This is a genomic window from Aquamicrobium aerolatum DSM 21857, from assembly GCF_900113935.1.
GTDB lineage: Bacteria > Pseudomonadota > Alphaproteobacteria > Rhizobiales > Rhizobiaceae > Aerobium > Aerobium aerolatum.
This window is the reverse complement of sequence record NZ_FORF01000004.1, coordinates 55,298-79,991: the sequence shown is the minus strand read 5'-3', so window position 1 is coordinate 79,991 and position 24,694 is coordinate 55,298. Positions and strand designations below refer to the sequence as shown.

At 63.0% G+C, this 24,694-nt stretch carries 20 protein-coding genes; 5 read left to right on the top strand and 15 right to left on the bottom strand.

Annotated features, from left to right (window positions below):
* Window positions 1-71: 71 nt before the first annotated feature.
* Window positions 72-1,505 carry a glutamine synthetase family protein gene (locus BMZ42_RS04580; protein WP_091519198.1) on the top strand — a complete coding sequence of 478 codons (1,434 nt, stop codon included), beginning with the start codon at window positions 72-74 and terminating at the stop codon, window positions 1,503-1,505.
* A 278-nt stretch (window positions 1,506-1,783) separates the two neighbouring features.
* Window positions 1,784-3,070, top strand: coding sequence for an NAD(P)/FAD-dependent oxidoreductase (locus tag BMZ42_RS04575; protein ID WP_091519196.1), 1,287 nt, complete (start codon window positions 1,784-1,786; stop codon window positions 3,068-3,070).
* 33 nt (window positions 3,071-3,103) lie between these two features.
* On the opposite strand, the gene BMZ42_RS04570 is transcribed toward BMZ42_RS04575, so the two are convergent.
* The 3 genes from BMZ42_RS04570 to BMZ42_RS04560 form a co-directional block, all read right to left on the bottom strand.
* Window positions 3,104-4,237, bottom strand: coding sequence for a beta-ketoacyl-ACP synthase III (locus tag BMZ42_RS04570; protein WP_091519193.1), 1,134 nt, complete (start codon window positions 4,235-4,237; stop codon window positions 3,104-3,106).
* Window positions 4,238-4,318: 81 nt separating this feature from the next.
* Window positions 4,319-5,068: an SDR family oxidoreductase gene (locus tag BMZ42_RS04565; RefSeq protein WP_091519191.1), complete on the bottom strand. Its 750-nt coding sequence runs from the start codon at window positions 5,066-5,068 to the stop codon at window positions 4,319-4,321.
* Window positions 5,069-5,084: 16 nt separating this feature from the next.
* A complete protein-coding gene (locus tag BMZ42_RS04560; RefSeq protein WP_091519188.1) occupies window positions 5,085-6,560 on the bottom strand; it encodes an aldehyde dehydrogenase family protein in 1,476 nt (491 codons plus the stop codon).
* A gap of 194 nt (window positions 6,561-6,754) precedes the next feature.
* Here BMZ42_RS04560 and zwf point away from each other — a divergent pair, with 194 nt between their 5' ends.
* The 3 genes from zwf to edd are packed head-to-tail and all read left to right on the top strand — an operon-like array spanning window position 6,755 to window position 10,762.
* Window positions 6,755-8,224: a glucose-6-phosphate dehydrogenase gene (gene zwf / locus BMZ42_RS04555; RefSeq protein WP_091519186.1), complete on the top strand. Its 1,470-nt coding sequence runs from the start codon at window positions 6,755-6,757 to the stop codon at window positions 8,222-8,224.
* Window positions 8,221-8,931, top strand: coding sequence for a 6-phosphogluconolactonase (gene pgl / locus BMZ42_RS04550; RefSeq protein WP_091519183.1), 711 nt, complete (start codon window positions 8,221-8,223; stop codon window positions 8,929-8,931). Before zwf ends, pgl begins: the two co-directional genes overlap by 4 nt.
* Before the next feature lie 13 nt (window positions 8,932-8,944).
* Window positions 8,945-10,762 (top strand): phosphogluconate dehydratase, encoded by a 1,818-nt coding sequence (edd, locus tag BMZ42_RS04545; RefSeq protein WP_091519182.1) that lies wholly within the window; start codon window positions 8,945-8,947, stop codon window positions 10,760-10,762.
* Between the two features lie 10 nt (window positions 10,763-10,772).
* Here edd and BMZ42_RS04540 read toward each other — a convergent pair whose 3' ends face one another.
* The 12 genes from BMZ42_RS04540 to BMZ42_RS04485 form a co-directional block, all read right to left on the bottom strand.
* Window positions 10,773-13,724: a bifunctional [glutamine synthetase] adenylyltransferase/[glutamine synthetase]-adenylyl-L-tyrosine phosphorylase gene (locus tag BMZ42_RS04540; RefSeq protein WP_091519179.1), complete on the bottom strand. Its 2,952-nt coding sequence runs from the start codon at window positions 13,722-13,724 to the stop codon at window positions 10,773-10,775.
* Window positions 13,711-15,138, bottom strand: a complete 1,428-nt coding sequence (locus BMZ42_RS04535) for a sensor histidine kinase (RefSeq protein WP_091519177.1) — start codon at window positions 15,136-15,138, stop codon at window positions 13,711-13,713. The genes BMZ42_RS04540 and BMZ42_RS04535 overlap by 14 nt, the downstream gene beginning before the upstream one ends.
* Window positions 15,138-15,812 (bottom strand): response regulator transcription factor, encoded by a 675-nt coding sequence (locus BMZ42_RS04530; protein ID WP_091519175.1) that lies wholly within the window; start codon window positions 15,810-15,812, stop codon window positions 15,138-15,140. Before BMZ42_RS04530 ends, BMZ42_RS04535 begins: the two co-directional genes overlap by 1 nt.
* A 77-nt stretch (window positions 15,813-15,889) precedes the next feature.
* The gene (locus tag BMZ42_RS04525) at window positions 15,890-17,440 is read right to left on the bottom strand and encodes a Do family serine endopeptidase (protein WP_091519173.1); all 1,551 of its coding nucleotides are present in this window, start codon (window positions 17,438-17,440) and stop codon (window positions 15,890-15,892) included.
* Between the two features lie 147 nt (window positions 17,441-17,587).
* The gene (locus BMZ42_RS04520) at window positions 17,588-18,043 is read right to left on the bottom strand and encodes a cytochrome c-type biogenesis protein (RefSeq protein ID WP_091519170.1); all 456 of its coding nucleotides are present in this window, start codon (window positions 18,041-18,043) and stop codon (window positions 17,588-17,590) included.
* Window positions 18,040-20,037 carry a heme lyase CcmF/NrfE family subunit gene (locus BMZ42_RS04515; protein WP_091519450.1) on the bottom strand — a complete coding sequence of 666 codons (1,998 nt, stop codon included), beginning with the start codon at window positions 20,035-20,037 and terminating at the stop codon, window positions 18,040-18,042. The genes BMZ42_RS04520 and BMZ42_RS04515 overlap by 4 nt, the downstream gene beginning before the upstream one ends.
* 19 nt (window positions 20,038-20,056) lie before the next feature.
* Complete coding sequence (gene ccmE, locus BMZ42_RS04510; protein WP_091519169.1) at window positions 20,057-20,494, bottom strand: cytochrome c maturation protein CcmE; 438 nt, start codon at window positions 20,492-20,494, stop codon at window positions 20,057-20,059.
* A gap of 19 nt (window positions 20,495-20,513) precedes the next feature.
* On the bottom strand, window positions 20,514-21,632 hold the full coding sequence (ccmI, locus tag BMZ42_RS04505) for a c-type cytochrome biogenesis protein CcmI (RefSeq protein WP_091519166.1): 1,119 nt from the start codon (window positions 21,630-21,632) through the stop codon (window positions 20,514-20,516).
* A 95-nt stretch (window positions 21,633-21,727) separates the two neighbouring features.
* Window positions 21,728-22,168 (bottom strand): hypothetical protein, encoded by a 441-nt coding sequence (locus BMZ42_RS04500; protein WP_091519164.1) that lies wholly within the window; start codon window positions 22,166-22,168, stop codon window positions 21,728-21,730.
* Between the two features lie 99 nt (window positions 22,169-22,267).
* Window positions 22,268-23,644 (bottom strand): ATP-binding protein, encoded by a 1,377-nt coding sequence (locus BMZ42_RS04495; protein ID WP_091519162.1) that lies wholly within the window; start codon window positions 23,642-23,644, stop codon window positions 22,268-22,270.
* A gap of 18 nt (window positions 23,645-23,662) precedes the next feature.
* Entirely contained in the window at window positions 23,663-24,328 is a 666-nt protein-coding gene (locus BMZ42_RS04490) for a response regulator transcription factor (protein WP_091519159.1), read from the bottom strand.
* Window positions 24,329-24,361: 33 nt separating this feature from the next.
* Window positions 24,362-24,673, bottom strand: coding sequence for a hypothetical protein (locus BMZ42_RS04485; protein ID WP_091519157.1), 312 nt, complete (start codon window positions 24,671-24,673; stop codon window positions 24,362-24,364).
* Window positions 24,674-24,694 lie beyond the last annotated feature (21 nt).

The following is a 24,694-nucleotide window of genomic DNA, read 5'->3' as shown; positions in this document are numbered from 1 at the left end:
ATGCGGCAGGGTACTTCCCTTCGCGCCGGTCCCGTCTATACTTGCCGCATTCAAAGCAAAACTGGTGATTGATGTCTGCCCAGAAAAAGGAAGCCCGCTCGACAGGACGTGGCGCCCGCGTGCGCACGCCTGCATTCCTCCAGAGCCTGCGTGGCGTATCGGACCTGAAACAGGCGACCGCTTGGCTGGAGTCGCGCGGCATCGAGGACATTGAGTGCATCACGCCCGATCAGGCCGGCGTGGCGCGCGGCAAGATGATGCCCTCGAAGAAGTTCACATCCAACACATCGCTGGCACTTCCGTCTGCGGTGTTCATGGCCACCATTTCCGGCGGCTATCCGGAAGACGGTCACGGCTTCGTCTATCCGGAAGACGATGGCGATCTCAAGCTGGTGCCGGATCTGTCGACGCTGTCGATCGTTCCATGGGAGAGCGATCCGACCGCACAGGTCATCTGCGATCTTGTCCATCAGGACGGGCGCTCGATCGAGTTTACGCCACGCAACGTTCTGCGCCGCATTCTCGCGGCCTATGCCGAGCATGGTCTTCGTCCGGTGGTGGCGCCGGAGATCGAGTTTTATCTCGTGCGCAAGAACCCGGATCCTGACTATCCGCTTGAACCTCCGGTCGGGCGTTCGGGTCGCGCCATCGGCGGCGGTCAGGGCTATTCGATTGCCGGCGTCAACGAGTTCGACGAACTCATCGACGACATCTATCATTTCTCGGAAGCTCAGGGACTTGAGATCGACACCCTGATCCACGAGGAGGGTGCCGGCCAGCTTGAAATCAACCTGCGTCATGGCGATCCGATCGAACTCGCCGATCAGGTCTTCATGTTCAAGCGGACGATCCGCGAAGCGGCCTTCAAGCACGATACGTATGCCACCTTCATGGCCAAGCCGATCCAGGGTCAGCCGGGATCGGCGATGCACATCCATCAGTCGATCGTGGACCTTAAGACCGGAAACAATGTCTTCACCGCCATCGACGGCACCGAGACCGAAGCGTTCCGTCACTTCATTGGCGGCATGCAGCGACACGTCCCCAGCGCGCTGGTGATGTTCGCTCCCTACGTCAACTCCTATCGCCGCCTGACCCAGTCGGCCTCCGCCCCGGTCAACACCAAGTGGGGCTATGACAACCGCACCACCGCCTTCCGTGTTCCGCGTTCAGACCCGGCAGGCCGCCGTGTCGAAAACCGCATTCCTTCCTCTGACGCAAACCCCTATCTGGCGATTGCCGCCTCACTCGCCTGCGGGCTGATCGGCATGCTCAACAAGGAGCACTGCGACGCGCCGGTCGGCACTTCGGCCAATGAGGACGAGATCGACCTTCCGCGTGGCTTGCTCGAAGCGGTTGAGCTTTTTGAAGGCGACGACGCTTTGCGCGATCTTCTCGGCTCCGACTTCGTCACCACCTATGCCGCGATCAAGAAGGCCGAGTTCGAGACCTTCATGGAAGTCATCAGCCCATGGGAACGGGAGTATTTGTTGCTGAACGTGTAGTGAGAGGCAGTGGGCAGTGGGCGTTTTGAGCGCTGAATGAGCGAGATCAAGTCTTATAGAGATTTGATTGTCTGGCAGCGTGCGATGGATCTCGCAGTTGCGGTCTATGCTCAGAGTCAGGCCTGGCCGAACCGCTCTTGCTTGACTGTGAGAAGATTGGAAAACTGCTCCGCGGCCTGATCCGAAAACTCTCCACTTCCTGACCCGCTAACTGCCCACTGCCCACTGCCTACTGCCCACTTCCTACTCTCCCCCCTCCCCAGCCCATCGGCCTCCCCATGCCCTACCAATCTCCCATCTCCCCCGGCTACTCCTGGTACGAAGCGACGATTGGCGAGAGGCCGGAATATCAGCCTCTTGATGGCGACCTTTCGGTCGATGTCGTCATCATCGGCGGCGGCTTCACGGGGCTGTCGGCAGCCGCGCATCTTGCGCAGGCCGGAACCCGCGTGGCGCTGATCGATGCTCATCGTTTCGGCGATGGCGCATCCGGGCGCAATGGCGGCCAGCTGGGCACAGGGCAACGCGCATGGGGCGAAGAACTGGAAGGCCAGATCGGCTTCACGCGCGCAAAAGCGCTGTTCGACCTGGCAGAAGACGCCAAGGCGCATCTGCTGAATTTTGCCGCGACGCATCGGATCGATATCGACTATCGGCCGGGGCAGATGTCCGTGGTCCACAAGCGGCGCTATCTGAAATCCTATCAGGCCCATGTGCAGCTCATGGCTGAGCGCTTCGGCTACGCGCATCTGAGCTTCATGGACGCACAGGAAACCGCCCAGCGGCTTGGCTCCGCGCGCTATTTTGGCGGCCTGCGCGATGCCGGCACTGGCCACATTCATCCATTGAAACTGGTCGTCGGCACCGCGCAAGTCGCCGCACAGGCCGGCGCGTTGCTGCATGAAATGACCAAGGCGACGAGCATCGTCTCATCCGGCGGCAAGGTCCGCGTGACCACCAAGCGCGGCACCATCACCGCCGACAAGGCGCTTCTCGCCGTCAACGCCTATGGCGAAAATCTTGAGCCTGTCAGTGCCTCGCACGTGATGCCGATCGGCTCCTTCATCGGCGCGACCGTGCCCCTCGGCAACGACAGTCCCGTCATCCCAGGCGGTGAATCCGTCGACGATTCACGCTTTGTGGTGCGCTATTTCCGCAAGTCGGCAGACGGGCGCCTGCTTTTCGGTGGCCGCGAAATCTACGCGCCCGGTGACCCGAAAGACATCCACATCCCGATCCGCAAGCAGATCGCGGAGATCTATCCGCAACTGAAGGATGTGGAGATCACCCACGCGTGGGGTGGCTATGTTGGCATCACCATCCCGCGCCAGCCTTTCGTGCGCGAGGTGATGCCCAACGTCATTGCGGCAGGCGGCTATTCAGGCCACGGCGTCATGCTGTCCAACTTCGTCGGCAAGCTTTACGCCGAAACCATCACGGGCAATCGCGACCGGCTCAAGCTGTTCGAGGAATTGAGGATACCTCCCTTCCCCGGCGGCCGTCGCCTGCGCACTCCCCTGCTGTTCCTCGCCCTCAACTGGTACGCCCTGCGCGATCGCTTCTGAACCCCGCGCAGGCTGATCGCCGTCACGGCAATTTCAGGCGGTGGCGAGCTTCTTCACGATCACGCTGCCGGCGGAATATCCCGCGCCGAATGAGCAGATCACGCCGAGGCTGTCGGCGGGAAGGTCGTCGGAGAATTTATTGAACGCGATGATCGAACCCGCCGACGAGGTGTTGGCATATTCCTGCAGCACGTTGGGCTGTTCCTCGCGCGAGGGTTCGCGGCCCAGCACCCTGCTGCCGATCAGATCGTTCATGCTCTTGTTGGCCTGATGCAGCCACATGCGATCAAGTTCTTCCGGCTTCACGCCTTCATCGGCCAGATGCGACTGCATCAATTCCGCGACCCACGGCACGACCTGCTTGAAGACCCTGCGTCCCTCCTGCATGAACTGCATGTCGCGCCGGTCTTGCATGTGCCCCTCGCGGGTGCGGCGCAGGAAGCCGTTATTGTTGCGGATATTGTTGGAAAATTCGGTCGCGCAGCGGGTCGACAGGATTTCCCAGGCGTTGGAAGACGTCGCTGTCTCGGCGCGCTCCAGCAGCACAGCGGTGCAAACATCGCCGAAGATGAAATGGCAATCGCGGTCGCGCCATTCGTGGTGGCCGGACGTGATCTCCGGATTGACCATCAGGATCGCGCGCGCCGAACCGGAGCGGATCATGTCTGCAGCGGCCTGGATGCCGAAGGTCGCCGATGAGCAGGCGACATTCATGTCGAACGCGAAGCCCTTGATGCCGAGCGCCTGCTGCACCTCGATCGAAATCGCCGGATAGGCACGTTCATGGTTCGACGCCGCGCAGATCACCGCGTCGACATCTTCTGCCGTGCGGCCCGCCTTCTCGAGCGCTTCCTTTGCCGCCGCGACTGAAATCTCCGCCATGATCGACAATTCATCGTCGGAGCGCTCGCGCAGCACCGGACGCATGATGTTGGGATCGAGGACACCCGTCTTGTCCATCACATAGCGGCGCTCGATGCCCGACGCCTTGACGATGAACTCTTCGTTCGACATCGGCAGCGGCTGCTTCTCGCCCGCCTCGATGGCGGCGAAATTGGCTGCGTTCTGCTGTTCGGCATAAGCATTATAGGCAGCGACCAGCTCGGCGTTGGTGATGACTTCGGATGGCGTGAAGAGGCCTGTTCCGCTGATAGCGACCCTGTACATGGCGTTTCCTGTTATGGATTTTGTTCGAGCCTGGCAGGACATGGCGACGGGTGCGCCGCCATGTCCCTTGCCGGCAAAGTGTCAGATACTGCTTCCGCCATCAACTTCCAGTGCGACGCCGGTCACGAAAGAGGCCTCGTCCGAAGCCAGCCACAGCGCTGCATTGGCGATATCGAGCGGCGTCGAGAACCGTCCGAGCGGTATCGAGGCGCGAAACTCCTCACGCAGTTCCGGTGTGTCGGTGCCCAGAAAACGCGGCAGCATCGCCGTGTCCCCGGCAACCGGGCAGATGCAGTTGACGCGGATCTGCTTCGATGCCAGTTCAAGCGCCATCGACTTGGTCGCAGTGATCGTCCAGCCCTTCGACGCATTGTACCAGGTCAGGCCCGGCCGAGGGCGCATTGCCGCCGTCGAAGAGGTCGTGATGATCGACCCGCCACCCTGCCGCTCCATGATCGGCACCACTGCCAGCGCAGCGTAATACACCGCTTTCATGTTGACGCCGGTGATGAGATCGAACGTTTCCTCCGGCACCTCGAGCATGTCACCGTTGGCGTGGGTGAAGCCGGCATTGTTGACCATGATATCGACACGTCCGAAGGTCTGCATCGCCGCGGCAACCATCGCTTCGACGTCGTCCTTGCGCGATACATCGGTCTTGATGCCGATTGCGGCATTGCCGATATCGGCGGCGACGCGCTCGGCGCCTTTCACGTTGAGATCGGCGACGACAAGCTTCGCCCCCTCTTGTGCAAAGCGACGGGCGATGCCTTCACCAAAGCCGGACGCCGCGCCGGTGACGATTGCAACCTTGTCCTTCAGACGTGTCATCAGCAGCTGCTCTCCGTTAGCCGTGGTTGAAGACAATGGTCTTGGTCGCCGACATGTCGTACAGCGCTTCAAACCCCTTCTCGCGACCATGGCCGGACTTCTTGAAGCCGCCGAACGGCAGTTCGATGCCGCCGCCCGCGCCATAGCCGTTCACGAATATCTGTCCCGCGCGCACGCGCTTGGCGATACGGTGCTGGCGCGCGCCATCGCGGGTCCAGATACCGGCAACCAGGCCGAAATCAGTGCCGTTGGCCAGACGAACAGCCTCGTCTTCACCTTCAAAGGCGAAGAGGGTCAGCACCGGGCCGAACACTTCCTCCTGCGCGATCACCGCATTCGGATCGACGGACCCGAACAGCACCGGTGCCTGATAATATCCGCCCGACGGTGCATCCGGATGCACCGATCCTTCGGCCAGAACCGAAACGCCGGCAGCTTTCGCCGCCGCGATCATGCCGGCAACGCGGTCGCGCTGCGTCTTGTTGATGAGCGGCCCGAGATCGAGATCCGCATCGTGAGGTCCGGCAACCAGCTTGGAGAAGCGTTCGGCAAGCGCCGTCGCGACCTTTTCGTAGATCGGCTTTTCCAGCAACACGCGGCTGCCAGCCGAGCAGGTCTGGCCGGCGTTCTGAATGATCGCATTGACCAGCACCGGAATGGCAGCGTCGAGGTCTGCGTCTGCAAAGACGATCTGCGCCGACTTGCCGCCCAGCTCCATCGTTACACCGCGATTGTTGATCGCAGCAGCCTGCTGGATCGCGGTGCCGGTTGCCGTCGAGCCGGTGAAGGTCACATAGTCGACCAGCGGATGCGACGACAACGCTGCGCCCGCATCGCGACCATAGCCGGTGATGACGTTGAACACGCCCTCCGGCACGCCAGCCTCGAGCGCCAGCTGCGCAATGCGAATCGCCGAGAGCGACGCGTCTTCCGCAGGCTTGACCACCAGCGTGTTGCCCATTGCGAGCGCGGCACCGGCAACGCGGGCCATGATCTGCATCGGGTAGTTCCACGGAATGATGCCGGCGACGACGCCATGAGGCTCGCGCAGGGTCAGCGCGGTGTAGCCTTCGAGGAACGGAATGGTGTCGCCATGGATCTTGTCGCCGGCACCGCCGTAGAATTCGTAATAACGCATCGTCGCGGTGACGTCGGCCTTGCCCTGGCGGGCCGGCTTGCCGGTATCGCGCGATTCGAGCGCGGCCAGTTCGTCGCCATGCTTTTCGACAAGGTGGAACAGGCGCGTCAGGCAGCGTCCGCGCTCAACAGCCGGCATGCGGCTCCACGGCCCTTCTTCGAAAGCCTTGTGCGCCGACTTGACGGCACGATCAACATCCGCCGCATTCGACGCCGGGATCGAGGAGAAAACCTTGCCGTCGGAAGGGCTGGCGACGTCAATACGTTCGCCGGAAAGGGAATCGACCGACTGGCCATCGATCAGATTCATGAATGCCGAACCCTCGGCGACGGTGCGGGACAATGGCGTACCCATAGGTGGAACTCCTCGATATGGCCTTGCGGTCCGATCCGCTTGAAACCCCAAACGCGATGGACCAATTGTAATATGGTGACAAACCCAGCGTAACCCACCCTGTCAAGGGCCGATGTCGCAGATAACAGGGCTAGTATTTTTAAATCGATTAGACTAAACGACTTCGCAATTGCGAAATGCAGGATGCGTTAGGTATGAGCAGCCAGATTATCCCCGTCGACCCATTCGACTTCATCATCTTTGGTGGCACCGGCGATCTGGCCGAGCGAAAGCTTCTGCCGGCGCTATACCAGAGACAGATGGCGGGTCAATTCACCGATCCGACGCGGATCATCGGCGCATCGCGCTCTGCTTTGTCCGACGACGAATTTCGCGCCTTCGCCAGCAAGGCGATCACGGAGCACGTCAAGGCGAGCGAGATCGATAAAAGCGAGCTCGACAAATTCCTGCAACGCCTGACCTATGTCACGGTCGACGCCAAGAGCGGCGAAGGCTTCGACACGCTCAAGGCGACGATTGGCGACAGCAAGGCGATCCGCGCGTTTTACCTCGCCGTGGCGCCCAGCCTGTTCGGCAGCATCGCGACGCATCTTGCAAACCACGGCCTCAACGAGGGCGATCCGCGCATCGTAGTTGAAAAGCCGATAGGCCGCGACCTTGCATCCGCCCGCGCGCTCAATGACGCCATCGGCAGCGTCTTCCAGGAGCAGCAGATTTTCCGCATCGACCACTATCTGGGCAAGGAAACCGTCCAGAATCTGATGGCTTTGCGCTTTGCCAACACGCTCTATGAGCCTCTGTGGAATTCGACCTATATCGACCACGTCCAGATCACCGTGGCCGAGACAGTCGGCCTTGAAGATCGCGTCAGCTATTACGACACCGCCGGTGCGCTGCGCGACATGGTGCAGAACCACATGCTGCAACTGTTGTGCCTGACCGCGATGGAGCCTCCATCATCGATGGACGCCGATGCCGTCCGCGACGAGAAGCTGAAGATCCTGCGCTCGCTGCGGCGCATCAACGGCAATGAATCTCCGCGCCTGACCGTTCGCGGCCAATATCGCGCGGGCGCTTCGTCGGGCGGTGCCGTCAACGGCTACACCGAAGAACTGGGTGCTGAAAGCGATACCGAAACCTTCGTCGCCCTGAAGGCCGAGATCGCCAATTGGCGCTGGGCCGGCGTTCCGTTCTATCTGCGCACGGGCAAGCGTCTTGCCGAGCGCGTTTCCGAAATCTGCATCCAGTTCAAGCCGGTGTCGCACTCGATCTTCGAGGACACCGCCGGCTCGATCCCTGCCAACCAGCTCGTCATCCGCCTGCAGCCCGACGAAGGCGTCAAGCAGTGGATGATGATCAAGGATCCGGGCCCAGGCGGCATGCGCCTGCGCCATGTACCACTGGACATGAGCTTTGCCGACGCCTTCGAGGTGCGCAATCCAGACGCCTATGAACGCCTGATCATGGATGTCATTCGCGGCAACCAGACGCTGTTCATGCGCCGCGACGAGGTCGAGGCGGCATGGCAGTGGATCGATCCGATCCTCGCTTCCTGGAGCGAAAATCATCAGACCGTGCAAGGCTATACAGCCGGCACATGGGGACCATCCGCTTCCATTGCGCTGATCGAGCGCGATGGCCGCACATGGCATGAGAGCATATGACGACGACGAGACTGCAAACGCCTGACTGGCACGAATTCGAGAACGGAACCGAGCTGGCCGAGGCACTCGCCGACACCGTTGCGCAGAAGCTGCGCGCGGCGATAGAGACACGAGGGCAGGCGCTGCTTGCCGTATCCGGCGGCACCACGCCGAAGCAGTTCTTCGCGGAACTGTCACGCCAGAAGCTCGACTGGTCCAAGGTCACGGTCACGCTCGTCGATGAGCGTTTCGTGCCGGAAAGCTCCGACCGCTCCAACGCCGCGCTGGTCAGGAACACGCTGCTGGTCAACGAAGCGTCAATCGCGAATTTCATCGGGCTCTACCACGCGGCAGGCGACGCAGCCGAAGCCGCCCGCCTTGCCAGCGCGCAGTTTGCGACCCTGTCATGGCCGCTCGACGTCGTGATCCTTGGCATGGGAACCGACGGGCACACCGCCTCGTTCTTCCCGGACGCGCCCAATCTCGACGAATTGCTCGACCCGGCCCGCACCAGCATGGTCGATCCGGTTTTAACGCAGGATGGCGGCGAGCCGCGCCTCACCCTGCCCCTGTCGCGTCTGATCGAAGCCGCCTGCGTCATTCTTCACATCGAGGGAGAGGAAAAACGCACTGTGCTGGACGCCGCCCTGATCCCAGGTCAGGCCAAGCCGATCAGCGCGGTTTTCGCCACTTCTGCAAAGCCTGTCCCGGTCTACTGGACCAGGTAGAGGACCGATCGCCATGACAGCCCGCCCTGAAATCGAAGCCATCACCCAGCGCATCCGCGAGCGTTCCAAGCCGACCCGCGCGGCCTATCTCGACCGCGTCGAGGCGGCAATCGCGCAGGAGCCGCACCGAGCGGTGCTGTCGTGCGGCAACCTTGCCCATGGCTTTGCCGCCTGCGGTCCTCTCGACAAGACACGGCTTTCCAGCGAGCGCGTGCCGAACATCGGCATCATCACCTCCTACAATGACATGCTGTCGGCCCACCAGCCGTTCGAGACCTACCCTGCGCTGATCAAGCTGGCGGCGAGCGAAGCCGGTGGCGTCGCGCAGGTCGCAGGCGGCGTTCCCGCCATGTGCGATGGCGTGACGCAAGGCATGCCCGGCATGGAGCTGTCGCTGTTCTCGCGCGACATCATCGCCATGTCGGCGGCGGTCGGCCTGTCGCACAACATGTTCGATGCGGCGCTGTTTCTCGGTGTCTGTGACAAGATCGTCCCCGGCCTGCTGATCGCGGCGCTGACCTTCGGCCATTTGCCGGCAATTTTCGTTCCCGCGGGGCCGATGACCTCCGGCCTGCCTAACGATGAAAAAGCGCGCATCCGCCAGCTTTATGCCGAGGGCAAGGTTGGCCGCGACGAGTTGTTGGCGGCGGAGTCGAAGTCCTATCACGGGCCCGGCACCTGCACCTTCTACGGCACCGCCAACTCCAACCAGATGCTGATGGAGATCATGGGGCTGCACACGCCCGGCGCATCCTTCATCAACCCCAACACGCCGCTGCGCGATGCGCTGACCCGCGAGGCAACGAGGCGCGCGCTCGAAATCACGGCGCTGGGCAACCAGTTCACGCCTGTGGGCCGCATGATCGACGAGCGTTCGATCGTCAACGGGGTCGTCGGCCTGCACGCAACCGGCGGCTCGACCAATCACACCATTCACCTGATCGCGATGGCGGCAGCTGCTGGCATCAAGCTGACCTGGCAGGACATTTCGGATCTCTCCGACGCCGTGCCGCTGCTGGCGCGTGTCTATCCCAACGGCCTTGCCGACGTGAACCATTTCCATGCCGCAGGTGGCATGGGTTTCCTGATCCGCGAATTGCTCGACGCCGGCTATCTGCACGAGGACGTCAAGACCGTCTGGGGCGAAGGCCTGCGCGCCTATACGGTCGAGGCCCATCTTGCCGACGACGGTTCCGTTGCGCGCATGCGCGCTGCGGAGCGCAGCGGCGACGACAAGGTTCTGACGACTGCTTCGAAGCCGTTCCAGCCCACTGGCGGCCTCAAGGTGCTGAAGGGAAATATCGGCGCGGCCATCATCAAGACGTCTGCGGTGAAGCCTGAAAAGCGCGTCATCGAAGCCCCCGCCATCGTCTTCCATAGTCAGGAAGAGCTGAACGCCGCCTTCAAGGCAGGCGAGCTCGACCGCGACTTTGTCGCCGTCGTCCGCTTCCAGGGCCCCAAGGCCAATGGCATGCCGGAACTGCATCGCCTGACCACGGTTCTCGGCGTGTTGCAGGATCGCGGGCGCACAGTCGCGCTGGTTACCGACGGGCGCATGTCCGGCGCGTCGGGCAAGGTTCCCGCAGCGATCCATGTCACGCCGGAAGCGCTCGATGGCGGCATGATCGGCCGTATCCAGAATGGCGATGTCATTCGCCTAGATGCCGAAGCGGGCACGCTTGAAGTCAAGCTTGGCGACGGCATCCTTGCCAGCCGCCCTCCGGTCGTCGCGGACTTGTCAGGCAACCAGTTCGGCATGGGCCGCGAATTGTTCGCCGGCATGCGCGCCATGGCCGCCCGTGCCGAAGATGGTGCCGCCGCCTTCGGCTAGAGCTGCACATTCAAGCGTTGGCAACCAATACCTGAAAATGCGCCTCGACCCTGCTTGCCGTTTCCTTGATGTGCGCTTCCAGCACGCCAAGATCCGGCAGGTCGGTGGCGCGCAGCAGCAAATCCGCCAGCCCCGGCGGTACATCGTCCCGGTCGAGTTCGCCGGTCAGGCACAAGCGGATGATCTGCGTCAGGCTGAGATAGAGATCATACGCCGCCACCAGTTCGTCGCGCGTCTGCGCATCGCAGAAATCGGCGGTGAGCCGTTCCAGCCCGTCCAGCGTTGAGGTCGGCGGCCATTCTCCCGGCTCGATATGGCCGGTCAGACGCGCACATTGCGCGATGAATTCCAGATCAATCTGACCGCCCGACACCAGCTTCAGGTCCCACAGATCGCGGGGCGGCTTTTCCTCCGCGATGGTGGCGCGCATCTCGGCTGCGTCCTTGAAGACCTTGGCACGGTCGTGATCCATGGCGAGGATTTCCGCGACGTCGCGCTCCACCTTCGCCATGAACGCGCCATCGCCGGCCACCGGACGGGCACGCGTCAGCGCCATATGTTCCCAGGTCCACGCTTCCTCGCGCTGATATTTGCGAAACGCATCGATATGGGTCGCCACCGGCCCCTTGTTACCCGACGGACGCAAGCGCAGATCCAGCTCATACAGCACGCCTTCGGCTGTCGGCGCGGAGACCGCCGCAATCAGCCGTTGGGTCAAGCGGGTGTAATAATAGGACGGCGCGAGCGGCTTCTCGCCATCCGATTCGTCGGCATCTTCGTCGTGGGTATAGAGGAGGATCAGATCAACGTCCGAGCCCGCCGTCAGTTCACGACTGCCCAGCTTGCCCATCCCCAGAATGGCCACCTCCCCGCCCGCAACCTGTCCATGGCGCGACGCAAATTCGGCCTGCACTGCTTCAAGCGCAGCGCCAATCGTCAGGTCTGCCAGATCGGAAAACGCCTTGCCCGCCCGCACCGCATCGATCGCGCCCGTCAGCAGTCGCACACCGATGAGGAACTTTTGCTCCGATGCAAAGATGCGCAGCCGATCCAGCTTTTCCTCATAGAGATCCGCCCCCTGCAGAAACGCTTCCAGCCGCGCGGCCAGATACGCCTTGTTCGGCAGTTCGCTCATCAGGCCCGGATCGAGCAACCCGTCGAACACATGCGGGCGGCGCGTGATGATCGCCGACAGACGCGGTGCCGCCCCCATGATCGTCGCCAGCAGCCCCAGCAGCGCCGGATTGGATTGCAGCAGCGAGAACAGCTGGATTCCGGCGGGCAGGCCCGACAAGAACTCGTCGAACCGCATCAGCGCTTCGTCGGCGCGCCGCGTGCTGCCAAACGTCTCCAGCAGCGCTGGCGTCAGCTCGGTCAGCCGCTCGCGCGCCTCTGCCGACTGCGTTGCGCGGTAGCGTCCGAAATGCCAGCTGCGGATCACCCGGCAGATATCGCTGGGCCGCTCAAACCCGAGCCTTGCCAGCGTCTCCAGCGTGTCCGGGTCGTCGACATCGCCGGTAAAGACGAGATTTCCGACGCCCTGTGACAGTTGCGGCGCAGCCTCGAACAACGCCGCATAATGCTTCTCGACCTCCAGCAGCGACTTGCGAAACACGGTCGCAAACGCTTCGCCGCTCTCAAAGCCAAGCATATGCGCGATGCGCTCCAGGCCTTCGTCGTCTTCCGGCAGATTGTGGGTCTGCTCGTCGGCGACCATCTGGATGGCGTGTTCGACATCGCGCAGAAACCAGTATTGCGCCGCCAGCGCATCGCGCACATCCGCCATGATCCAGCCGCGCTGGGTCAACTCTCCCAGCATCGCCACGGTCTCGCGCCCGCGCAATTCGGGGAAACGCCCGCCGGCAATCAATTGCTGCGTCTGCACGAAGAACTCGATCTCACGAATGCCACCGCGCCCCAGCTTGACGTTGTGGCCCTTCACCGCCACCTCGCCATGGCCCTTGTGTGCGTGGATCTGCCGCTTGATCGAATGAACGTCGGCAATGGCGGCAAAGTCCATATATTTGCGCCAGACATAGGGTGTCAGCTCGCGCAGGAATTCCGTCCCCGCCGCAAGATCGCCGGCCACCGGACGCGCCTTGATCATGGCCGCGCGTTCCCAGTTCTGGCCCCGGCTTTCATAATAGATCAGCGCCGCCATCACCGGAATCGCCAGAGGCGTCGAGCCGGGATCGGGGCGCAGGCGCAAATCGGTGCGGAACACATAGCCGTGCTCGGTGCGGTCCTGCAGGATGCGCACCAGCCGTCGGGTCAGCCGCGCGAACAGATCGCTGGCATCATAGGGGTCCTTGATCGCCGGCGCTTTGGGGTCGAAGAACACGATCAGGTCGATATCGGACGAAAAGTTCAGCTCGCGCGCGCCAAGCTTGCCCATGCCCAGCACGATCCAGCCGGATCGCTCGCCCGGTTTTGCCGGGTCAGGCAAGGTCAGCTTGCCGCTGCGATGCGCATCCAGCAGCAGAAAGTCGATGGCGGCGCGCACGCAGGCATCGGCCAGACCGCTGAGCCGCCCGACGGTCATATGCGCATCCGCAACTCCCGCCAGATCGGCCAGCGCGATGAGAAAATGCGCCTCGCCCTTCTTCTCCCGCAGCGTACGCATCAGCGCCGCTTCGCTCTGGTCCGGCTCTTGCCCTGCGGCAAGAATTTCAGGCAACAGCTGCGCCAGCCGCTCTGTCAGCGGCGTGTCGAACAGCGTCTCCAGCGCATGCGGCCAGCGCCGCGCGCAGTCGCGCAGAAATGGCGACAGGTTGAATGCAGCGCCGAGAAACGAGGCCAGCGCAGATTGCCCCGACAGCAGCGCTTCCAGCCGCGTCAGTTCTCGCTCGCGCGCCAGATCGGCCACATCGTGCAGAGTCTCGGCTGCATGGTCTTCGTCCAGCGGTTTGAGCGTGGCAACCTTGGTCCCGAACCAGCCCTCGCCTGTATCAGCCCTGCTCATCTTTTAGCGAATCCTCCGGGAAGATCATCTGCACCGACAATCCGGGATTTCTGCCCGACAGTTCAAGTCGTCCGCGATGAAATTCCATCACTGCTTTGGCAAGGCTCAGCCCGAGGCCTGATCCCGGTTGCGTCCGGCTCTGCTCCAGACGCACGAAGCGTTCGGTCACCCGCTCGCGATCATCATCGGGAACGCCCGGCCCGTTATCGGCGACCTCCAGCAGATAGCCGCCCGGACTGCGGCGCGTCAGGGACACCACCACACGTGGCGCATCGCCATGACCCGCCGAATATTTGATCGCGTTGTCGACGATGTTGGAAAGCGCCTGCGCCACCAGTTCGCGGTTGGCCGAAACCTGCGCCTCGCCCTCCACCGCCGCCTCCAGCACGACGCCCAGCTCTTCCGCCACTGGTTCGTAAAGTTCGACCACGCCGGCGACGATAGCAGCCAGATCGACACTGCTGGTTTGCTCGGCGGAATACCCCGCCTCCAGTCGCGAGATCATCAGGATCGCGTTGAAGGTGCGGATGAGCTGATCGGATTCCGAGATCGCCGCTTCGAGCGCCGCCCGATACGTCGCCGGATCGTCTGCCGACGCCAGCGCCGCTTCTGCGCGGTTGCGCAGCCGGGTCAGCGGCGTCTTGAGGTCGTGGGCGATGTTGTCGGACACCTGTTTCAGCCCATCGTTGAGCTTCGCAATACGCGTCAGCATCACGTTGAGGTTTTCCGACAATCGGTCGAACTCGTCGCCTGCGCCGGTCACCGGCAGCCGCCCGGTCAAATCGCCACCCATGATGCGCTGGCTCGCCTCCGACACGGAGTCGATCCGCTTCAGCGCCCGCCTGCCGACAAAGAGCCAGATCAGCAGCGCCCCGACGCCCATCATGCCGAACGCCAGGATCAGCGAGCGGTTGACGATATCGCGGACGATCTCCGGCTCGCCCAGATCACGCCCCACCAGCAGGATCATCTGGTTGGGCAGGCGCAGCACCAGCGCGACAGCGCGATGCGATGGAGCCGAGGCCGTCTCGCCACTGGCATCACCATAGCGGCGATAGGCAAATGGCCGGCTTGTCCAGCCGTCGATCTCCAGCACGCCTGGCTCGAGGCTCTCCACATTGCCGGCAAGAATGCGCCCCGATGGCTCGGCGATCAGATAGAGGTTCGCCCCCGGCTGACGCGATCGCGTTCCGACGAAGCGCACCAGCGACGGCAAACCGCCGCGCTGGTAGGCGCGTGCCAGCGACTGCGCCTCGGCGGCAACGGTTTCCTGCGTCTGCGAGGTCAGCATCCGCACTGACAGCGAAGACATGTAGAACACCAGCACCGTCGCGCAGAGCGCAAACAGGATCAGGAACAGCGCCGATAGCCGCGCCGCCGTGGTCTTCATGATTGCGGGCACGGCCAATCGCATCAGGCGGCTTTCAGCATGTAACCAGCGCCGCGAATGGTATGCAGCACCGGCGTGTCGAATTCCTTCTCGATCTTGGAGCGCAGCCGCGACACATGCACATCGATCACATTGGTCTGCGGGTCGAAATGATAGTCCCAGACATTTTCCAGCAGCATGGTGCGCGTCACCACCTGTCCGGCATGGCGCATGAGATATTCCAGCAATCGGAATTCGCGCGGCTGCAGGATGATCTCCTTGCCGGCCCGTTTCACGGTATGGGAAAGCCGGTCGAGTTCGAGATCGCCGACGCGATACACGGTCTCGATATCCTTCGCGCCGGAGCGCCGACTGAGCACCTCAACACGCGCAAGCAGCTCCGAAAACGCGTAGGGCTTGGTGAGATAGTCGTCGCCGCCCGCGCGAAGGCCCGTCACCCGGTCATCGACCTCGCCCAGTGCCGACAGGATCAGCACCGGCGTCTCGATCCCGCGCGCGCGCAGTCCGGCGATCACCGAAAGACCGTCGCGCTTGGGCAACATCCGGTCGACCACCAGCACGTCATATTCCCCGCTGCTGGCCAGCATGAATCCGGTTTCGCCGTCGCCGGCGACATGGGCGTTGTGCCCGGCCTCGCCAAGCGCCTTTTCCAGATAGTCGGCCGCTTCGCGGTCGTCTTCGATGACAAGAATCTTCATAGCTCAACTATATTCGAGAATGGAAAAAGGCGACGGCCTTATTGACCGCCGCCCTCTCGTTGCCTGTTCCTGCGATCCTATCCGCGCGAGATCGGCAGCGCTACGAAGTGATTGGCGTCGTTGCGGCTGATCTGCACCAGCACCGAGTTGCGCCCCGCTTCGCTCGCATCGGCGACAGCTTTTTCCACTTCATCGGCTGTTGTCACCGCGGTCGAGTTGATAGCGACGATCACGTCACCGGCCTGGATCCCACGCTCAGCGGCAGGGCTTGCCGGGTCGACATCGGTCACGACCAGACCGTTGCCATCGTCCGCGCCTGTCACCGTCAGGCCGAAATCGGCAAGCGACGTATCGCTCTTCGACGGGTTTGGCACCTGTTGCGCGGCGCTGGCCTGATCGCCTGGCAGCTGGCCGAGTTCGACCTCCACCTGCTGCTTAGCACCGCCACGCCAGACGGTGACGTCGACCTTGGTTTTCGGTGCGTAGCTGGCAATCATCCGTGACAGTTCACGCGGCGAGCCGACTTCCTTGTCATTGACCGCGATGATCACGTCTCCGGCCTTGATCCCGGCGTCGCGGCCCGGTCCGTCGGCCTGCGCGTCGGCCACCAGCGCGCCCTTGGTGCCATCAAGGCCCAGCGATTCGCCGATTTCCTTCGTCACCGGCTGGATCTGAATTCCGAGCCAGCCCCGCGTGACTGCGCCGTTGGTGATCAGATTGTCGACGACTTCCTTGGCCGTGGATGACGGAATTGCGAAAGCGATGCCGACATTGCCGCCGGAGGGCGAGAAGATCGCCGTGTTGATGCCGACCACTTCACCGCTCTGGTTGAACGCCGGGCCGCCCGAATTGCCGCGGTTCACTGCAGCGTCGATCTGCAGGAAATCGTCATAGGGGCCAGCGCCGATGTCACGGCCACGGGCCGAAACGATGCCTGCCGTCACGGTGCCACCAAGGCCGAACGGATTGCCGACAGCCACGACCCAATCGCCAACGCGCACCTTGGAATCATCGGCAAATGCGACATAGGTGAACTTGCGGTCGCCATCGACCTTCAGGACGGCAAGGTCGGTGCGTGGATCGGTGCCGACCAGCTTGGCATCCAGTTCCGCACCGTCATCCATGACAACGGTGAAGCTTGCCCCGCCTTCAACGACATGGTTGTTGGTGACGAGATAGCCATCTTCAGAAATGAAGAAACCCGAGCCTTGCGATACCGGGCGCATGCGCTCGCTGCGATCCTTGCCGCGCGGACCGCGCTCGCCGTGATAGTCACGATCGCCACGCTCACCACGGAATTCGCGGAAGAAGCGGCTCATCGGGTGGTCGCGCGGAAGGTCTTCAAGGCCCGGCATGCTGAAGCGGCCGCCGCTGTCGGCAGTGGCCTCGACGCGTTCCTGCACGCGCACGCTCACCACAGCGGGAGAAACCTTTTCGACAACATCGGCAAAGCCGGTCGGCTGCACGGTTTCTACCTTCACCGGATCGGCAAGCACCGGAGCGCTGCCGGAGGTCACCGCGCCAAAGCCGATAGCGCCAGCAATCGCAAGCGAGGCGGCAGCCGCGAGCAGTCGGTTCTTGCGCGCCTTGGACGGAGATTTGGTCGAGGAGTTGATGTCGTTTTGCATCTCTGGAGTCCTTCGTGAAATCCATCTTGGATGCGACGAAACGCACCCTTCGACAACACAGATAGGGCACCCCACCTTACGGCGTTCTTTCCGAAGGATGAAACTTTTGTAATCTTGGAAAGGATGCAGGCGCAGCGCGCCATCGCCTCACTCGGAATCGCCGAGAATTTCCTTCAGTCGGCTCTCTTCTTCAGCCGACAGCGCCTGCGTCACCGGGCGGGTGCGCCGACGTGACTGTGCGACGATGAATGCGCCGCCAATCGCCAGCAACAGGATCGGAGCTGCCCACAGCAGCGCATTGCGCATGTTGAAGCGCGGCTGCAACAGCACGAACTCGCCATAGCGCGAGACTACGTAATCGATCACCTGCTCGTCGGTCTCGCCCGCCACCAGCCGCTCGCGCACCAGCACGCGCAGATCCCGCGCCAGTTCCGCATCGGAATCGTCGATCGACTGGTTCTGGCACACCATGCAGCGCAAGCCGCTTGAAAGCTGGCGCGCCCTCGCCTCCAGCGCCGGATCGTCCAGAACCTCCGACGGCTGCACGGCGAATGCCGGCAGCGCAAGCGACAGGAGCACCAACAGGAAAGCAAAGCGTCTCACTGCGCTGGGGTCTCCGCTGGCGTCAGAACTTTCGGCTTTGCCTTGCGTGCCGCCGGCGCGCCGACCCGCAACCTGCGGTCAAGCAACGACACCGTTCCGCCGATCATCATCACCAGCCCGCCGAGCCAGATCAGCAGCACCAGCGGTTTCCACCAGGCGCGCACGACAATGCCACCGTCCGCCGTGGGATCCCCGATCGAAACGTAAAGCTGGCTCAACCCGCGCGTGACGATTCCCGCTTCGGTCGTCGGCATCTGGCGTGCCGTATAGAGCCGCTTGGACGAGATCACCTCGCCAAGTTCGCGGCCCCACGCATTGATATAGGTGAAGCGCGCCTTGTCCGAGGTGAAGTTCGGTCCCTGGAAAGGCGTCATTTCCTCGAAGCGCAGCGTGTAATTGGCAACAGCGAGCGTATCGCCCGGCTTCATCACCGCAATCTCTTCCACATCCAGCGACGTCACCGCCACGATGCCGAGCGTCGTCAGGCCAAGGCCCAGATGCGCCAGCGCGGTGCCGAACACCGAGCGCGGCAAGCCCCGAAAGCGACGCCAGGCCACCGCAGTGGTCACCGAGCCGATACCTGCCTTGAGCGCCAGATCGGTCAGTGCGCCCAGCACGAGCCAGGTTGCCACGCCGACACCGAATGCGGCCAGTACGCCCATGCCGTCGACAAAGAACAGCGCGATCAGCACGGTCAGCAGCGCGCCACCGAGCGCCGCGTAAAGCCGTTGCGTCACGGCATAAAGGTCGCCCCGCTTCCATGCCAGCAGCGGCCCGAACGGCACCGCGATCAGCAAGGGCAGCGCGAGCGGCACGAAGGTCATGTTGAAGAACGGCGCACCGACGGAAATCTTGTCGCCGGTCACGGCTTCCACCAGCAGCGGATAGAGCGTGCCGATCAGAACGGTTGCCGTCGCCGTGGTCAGGAACAAATTGTTCAGAACCAGCGCACCCTCGCGCGAGATCGGCTGGAACAGGCCGCCCTGCGTCAGGCTCGACGCGCGCAGCGCAAACAGCGACAGCGACCCGCCGATAAACAGCATCAGGATGAAAAGAATGAACAGGCCGCGCGTCGGGTCGGTGGCGAAGGCATGAACCGAGGTCAGAACGCCGGAGCGCACCAGGAAGGTGCCCAGCAGCGACAGCGAGAATGTCAGGATCGCCAGAAGCAGCGTCCAGATCTTCAGCGCCGAGCGCTTTTCCATCACGATCGCCGAGTGCAACAACGCAGTTCCGGAGAGCCATGGCAGGAACGAGGCGTTTTCGACCGGATCCCAGAACCACCAGCCGCCCCAACCCAGCTCGTAATAGGCCCAGTAGGAGCCCATGGCGATGCCGCCGGTGAGGAACACCCAGGCAGCCAGCGTCCAGGGCCGCACCCAGCGCGCCCATGCCGCATCGATCCGGCCTTCGATCAGCGCCGCGACGGCAAAGGAGAAGCAGACCGAAAATCCGACATAGCCGAGATAGAGCAGCGGCGGATGGATGGCGAGGCCGATATCCTGCAGGATCGGGTTGAGATCGCGGCCCTCAAATGGCGGGGTCTCGATCCGCGCAAACGGGTTCGACGTCGCCAGCACGAACAGCAGGAACGCCGCGCCGACCAGCCCCTGCACCGACAAAACATTGGCGCGCAGCGACGCCGGCAGGTTCGAGCCGAACCAGGCCACCAGCGCGCCGAAAAAAGTCAGGATCAGCACCCACAGAAGCATCGAGCCTTCGTGGTTTCCCCACACGCCCGTCACCTTGTAGAGCATCGGCTTCAGCGAGTGGGAGTTCTCCCACACATTCACCACCGAAAAGTCCGATTGCACATAGGCCATCGTCAGCGCCGCAAAAGACAGCGCCGTTAGCGCGAATCCGGCGATGGTCACCGGCGCGGCAACCGCCATCAGCCGGTCGTCGCCCGTGCGCGTGCCGATCAGCGGAACAGCGAACTGGACCACCGCCAGCACGAATGCCAGTACGAGCGCGAAATGTCCTGCTTCAACGATCACGCATCCGCTCCGTTGTTCATTCGGTGTGCTGCCACAGGCCGGTGGCCTTCAGGCCGTCCGCGACTTCCTTGGGCATGTAGTTTTCGTCATGCTTGGCCAGCACGCTGTCGGCGATGAACACGCCGCCCGGTCCCACCGTGCCCTCGGTCACGACGCCCTGCTCTTCCCGAAACAGATCGGGCAGGATGCCGGAATAGGAGACCTTCACCGTGTGAACCTGATCGGTGACGGCAAAGGCGACCTGGGTGCCTTCACCACGCACAATCGAGCCGGCCGCGACCAGTCCGCCAAGGCGGATGCGCTGGCCAGGCTCAAGCTTTGCGGTCTGCAATTCGGCAGGCATGTAGAAGTAGGAGGTCTTCTGGCCAAGCGCATACAGCGTCAGTCCCGATGCAAGCATCAGAAATGCCATCGCACCGCCGATCACCGTGAGCCGCTTCTGCTTTCTGGTCATGTGTCGCTGCCTGCCTTCCTCAATCCGCCGCGCTGACGCCGCGCGCCGCTGCAAACGTCTTCAGTTCCGCGCCTTCCGCGCTGTCGCTTCCCAGCGCCGCCAGCCCGCGCACCAGTGCGTCGCGCGCGTCTTCGTTGCGCTGAAGCACCGTATAGGCGTGGATCAGGCGCTGCCAGCCCTCAGGGTCCTGCGGATTTTCACGCAACCTCTGGTCCAGTCCGGCCACCATATTACCGATCATCTCGGCGCGCTCATTGTCCGACATCAATTCGGCGGCATCAACATCGTCCTGCGACGGTCCCGGCGTTGCCTGCACTTCAGCCTTGCTCCCCAGCATCTGCGCTACTGCGCCACGCCAGGGCGAATCCTGCGGCAAGTCGTTCGCCATCGCCAGCCAGGCCGCTTGCGCCTCTTCGGTCCGGCCTTCCTGTGCCAGCCCCAAAGCCAACAGGAACCGCGCCTTCGGATTGTCCGGCTCCAGCGCCAGTGCGCGCTGCAGCGCCGCCTGCGCCTCTTCGCTGATCAGGCCGCCGCCAACGGCTGCCACGGCTTCGCCCAGCCCCGCCTCGCGCGTCGCGCTTGCGCCCAGCAGACGGATCGCATTGCGATAGGCCGTCGCGGCTTCAACGAAGCGACCATTGCGGTAATAGATCGGCGCAAGCACATCCCAGCCGCGCCCGTCCTGCGGGTTCTCGGCAAGATGAGCCTCCGCCCGCGCCACCAGTTCGTTGATTGGGTTTGCCTGTGGATTATCGGCCATGCGCTCATGCAATGGCTGCGACGGCAGGTGCGGCGAGCCGGTTGCGGCGTAGATGCCCCAGCTGGCCAGCGGCACCGCCAGAATCGCCACGCTCAGGACAATCCTGCCCGCCCCGAAACCGGCTTTTGCGGCAAGCGTGCTTCCTTCGGCCTTGAGCTTGAGAATGCGGCGGCCGATCTCGGCACGCGCCTGCTCGGCTTCCGTGCCGGCGATCACGCCCCGCGCGACATCTCTGTCCAGCTCGGCAAGCTGGTCCTGATAAACTTCGAGGTCAAAGGCACTGTCATCCGCGACGCTGTCCCTCACCCGCAACACGGGCAGAAGAACTGCGAGACAGGCAATCAGTGTCAGGCAGGCAACGATGATCCAGAAAAACATGCGCTCTCATTAGCCGGTGCGGCGGAGCCTGCCAATGATCCAGTCATGCGGCGTTTTGACGATAAACCGATTGTGACCCGCTCGTGAGAGTTGCGTCAGACCAGCGGCGTCCAGCTTCCGTCGGGATTGCGGCATGCGGTGCCACGCGCGCTCTGGCTACGCCCTGCGGCCTGCACCGTGTGGGTATATTGGCGGCAATTCTGCGAACCGACGCGATAGGGCGATCCGGCCACCACTTCGCCGGAACGCTCGGAGACATCGCCCCATGACACCGGCTGGCCTGCCTGCGTATGTTCAAGCGCCTGATATTCGGCCACAAGCGCACGGCGCAGGTCACGACGGTCGAGGCCGCGTCCCAGCGTGCCACCGATCAGCCCGCCCGCCATCGCCTCGACGATCCGTGTCGCCGGTGGCTGGGGCTGAACTGCACCCGCATAGGCCTGCACCACGCCGCTGCGCGGTTTGTCCATGCCGATCGATGAGCATCCCGCCAGCAGCATTAGAGCCAAGCCTGTTACGCCGATCTTCAGCATCATATTCCGAACGCCTCACTCACTCCGTTGGCAAAGAAACGATTTGCATCGCCACGTCCGGAGCACTGCACCGCGACTTTGGCATAGAAATGGCATGATCGCCTAATCATGCAATCGACGTAACGTCACAGTGGCTTTCAAGCCACCCAGATCCGACCGCCCCAATTGCAGCGATCCGCCATATTCCTTGACCAGATCGGCGACAATGGCGAGGCCAAGTCCGGTGCCTGGCTTGCTTTCGTCGAGACGGCGTCCGCGCGTCAGCGCCTCGCGTGTGTCTTCCTCCGGAATACCCGGACCGTCATCCTCGACCAGAAGCTGGAAGCTGTGCTTCTGCTCATCGCCTGCGCGCACCGCGATTCGCACCCTCTCCCGGCCCCATTTCGTCGCATTTTCGAGGAGATTGCCAACCAGTTCTTCGAGGTCTTCACGCTCACCGGCGAAAATCAGCTCTTCGGCGGGTGCATCCAGCACCATGTCGATATGCGGGTTGAGTTTGCCCATCACCCGCACCATCCGCTCCAGCGTCGCCTTCACCGGCGTGCGGAACACGATGGTGTCGCGCTGGGCCGCCATGCGGGCGCGCTGCAGATAATGCTCGACCTGCATGCGCATCGCCTCGGCCTGCTCGGCCAGCAGCACCCCCTTCTTGCCGCCAAGGGCGCGCGCCTCGTTGGTCAGCACCGCCAGCGGTGTCTTCAGCGAATGCGCCAGATTGCCGACCTGCGTGCGCGAGCGTTCGACAATGCGCCGGTTGCCGTCGATGAGTTCGTTGGTCTCCGCCGCCAGTGGGGCAATCTCGACCGGGAAATTGCCGTCGAGGCGCTGCGCCGACCCGGCGCGAATTTCCGCCAGCGCCGTGCGCACGCGGCGCAGCGGCTGCAACCCGATGACGATTGCCAGCGCGTTGATGGCGATCATGCCGACACCGAAGATGAAGAGATACAGCCACAACTGCCGCTCAAAGGCGGAAATATCCGCCTCCAGTTCGGTGCGATTGCCCATCACGCGAAAGCGCGCGACGCGGTTTTCGCCGTCGAGGCCGTATTCCGTCTCGAAAACCTCAATCGTCTCGCCTGCCAGCCCGTCAGCGATATAGCTGCGCTGGAACGCTGCATTGAACGGCACCAGACTGACCGATGGCGAAGGCACGTCCCGCGTCAGCGACAGCGAGCGCAGCTGCCCGCTCACTTCCTCGACCGGCTCGACCGCCCAGTACCAGCCCGAACGCGGCACCGTGAAACGCAGATCGCCCAGGTTCGGCGATCCGACAAGCGCGCCATCGTCGCTGACCCCGACCGAACTGATGAGGTTGAACAGATGCGCCGTCATCAGGCTTTCAAAGCCACGTTCGCTGGCTTGCCGAAACAGCGTCGCGATAATGGTCGCGATCACCACCAGCGCCACAATCGCCCACAGCGTCGAGAACGCCACGACGCGAAATGTCAGCGAATTGAGCCAGCGCTTGATGGAGGACATGGGAGGGAGCCTGTCCCCCTAGTCCTGCGGCGCGCGCATGCGGTAGCCCATACCGCGCACCGTCTCGATCAGGTCGATGCCCATCTTCTTGCGCAACCGGCCGACGAACACCTCGATCGTGTTGGAATCGCGGTCGAAATCCTGGTCGTAAAGATGCTCGACCAGTTCGGTGCGCGACACCACCACGTCCATATGGTGCATCAGATAGGCGAGCAGCCGGAACTCGTGCGACGTCAGCTTCAGCGTCATGCCGTTGACGTCGGCCTTCGACGATTTGGTGTCGAGCCGCAGCGGGCCGCAGATCAGTTCGCTCGACGCATGGCCCGCCGCACGGCGGATCAGCGCACGCAGCCGCGCCAGCACTTCCTCGATATGGAACGGCTTGGCGACATAATCGTCCGCACCTGCATCGATCCCGGCGACCTTGTCGCTCCAGCGGTCGCGCGCGGTCAGCATCAGAACCGGCATCTTGCGCCCGTCGCGCCGCCATTTCTCGACGACGCTGATGCCATCCATCTGCGGCAGGCCGATATCGAGGATCACGGCGTCATACGGCTCCGTATCGCCGAGGAAATGACCTTCCTCGCCATCATAGGCACGGTCGACGACATAGCCTGCATCGACAAGCGCTTCGGCGATCTGCCGGTTGAGATCCTTGTCATCCTCGACAACCAGTATCCGCATGCAAATTCCTGTTTCGGTTGGGGGACTGCCGGATCAACCGGCGGGAACGACGATCTCGTTGCGGATGGGACGCTGGCCGTCCTTGGCCGGCATCAACACGACGATCACGCAGACCGGCTGGCCGTTGCGCACATCCGGTGTTGCCTTGGCAAGCTGGCCGCCGACCCGCGCCGCCTGCTGCTGCCCGATGGCGTGGCAGTCGGCCTGCACGCGCACGACCGGCGCCGGCGCGGCGGGCAGGTTCGGCACCGGCGTCGGAAACGCCATCGCCTGGCTGACTGCCGCCGTCGCGATCACCGCGGCGGCGACTGCTTTTCGCAAAAATGGGGCAACAAGTGTTTTCATGACGCCGTTCTAACGCAAATG

What these genes read in the sequence shown, in the direction of transcription:
- BMZ42_RS04580 (WP_091519198.1), top strand. Translation starts at nt 72, where the DNA reads ATGTCTGCCCAGAAAAAGGAAGCCCGCTCGACAGGACGTGGCGCCCGC.
- BMZ42_RS04575 (WP_091519196.1), top strand. Translation starts at nt 1,784, where the DNA reads ATGCCCTACCAATCTCCCATCTCCCCCGGCTACTCCTGGTACGAAGCG.
- BMZ42_RS04570 (WP_091519193.1), bottom strand. Translation starts at nt 4,237, where the DNA reads ATGTACAGGGTCGCTATCAGCGGAACAGGCCTCTTCACGCCATCCGAA.
- BMZ42_RS04565 (WP_091519191.1), bottom strand. Translation starts at nt 5,068, where the DNA reads ATGACACGTCTGAAGGACAAGGTTGCAATCGTCACCGGCGCGGCGTCC.
- BMZ42_RS04560 (WP_091519188.1), bottom strand. Translation starts at nt 6,560, where the DNA reads ATGGGTACGCCATTGTCCCGCACCGTCGCCGAGGGTTCGGCATTCATG.
- zwf (WP_091519186.1), top strand. Translation starts at nt 6,755, where the DNA reads ATGAGCAGCCAGATTATCCCCGTCGACCCATTCGACTTCATCATCTTT.
- pgl (WP_091519183.1), top strand. Translation starts at nt 8,221, where the DNA reads ATGACGACGACGAGACTGCAAACGCCTGACTGGCACGAATTCGAGAAC.
- edd (WP_091519182.1), top strand. Translation starts at nt 8,945, where the DNA reads ATGACAGCCCGCCCTGAAATCGAAGCCATCACCCAGCGCATCCGCGAG.
- BMZ42_RS04540 (WP_091519179.1), bottom strand. Translation starts at nt 13,724, where the DNA reads ATGAGCAGGGCTGATACAGGCGAGGGCTGGTTCGGGACCAAGGTTGCC.
- BMZ42_RS04535 (WP_091519177.1), bottom strand. Translation starts at nt 15,138, where the DNA reads ATGCGATTGGCCGTGCCCGCAATCATGAAGACCACGGCGGCGCGGCTA.
- BMZ42_RS04530 (WP_091519175.1), bottom strand. Translation starts at nt 15,812, where the DNA reads ATGAAGATTCTTGTCATCGAAGACGACCGCGAAGCGGCCGACTATCTG.
- BMZ42_RS04525 (WP_091519173.1), bottom strand. Translation starts at nt 17,440, where the DNA reads ATGCAAAACGACATCAACTCCTCGACCAAATCTCCGTCCAAGGCGCGC.
- ccmE (WP_091519169.1), bottom strand. Translation starts at nt 20,494, where the DNA reads ATGACCAGAAAGCAGAAGCGGCTCACGGTGATCGGCGGTGCGATGGCA.
- ccmI (WP_091519166.1), bottom strand. Translation starts at nt 21,632, where the DNA reads ATGTTTTTCTGGATCATCGTTGCCTGCCTGACACTGATTGCCTGTCTC.
- BMZ42_RS04500 (WP_091519164.1), bottom strand. Translation starts at nt 22,168, where the DNA reads ATGATGCTGAAGATCGGCGTAACAGGCTTGGCTCTAATGCTGCTGGCG.
- BMZ42_RS04495 (WP_091519162.1), bottom strand. Translation starts at nt 23,644, where the DNA reads ATGTCCTCCATCAAGCGCTGGCTCAATTCGCTGACATTTCGCGTCGTG.
- BMZ42_RS04490 (WP_091519159.1), bottom strand. Translation starts at nt 24,328, where the DNA reads ATGCGGATACTGGTTGTCGAGGATGACAAGGATCTCAACCGGCAGATC.
- BMZ42_RS04485 (WP_091519157.1), bottom strand. Translation starts at nt 24,673, where the DNA reads ATGAAAACACTTGTTGCCCCATTTTTGCGAAAAGCAGTCGCCGCCGCG.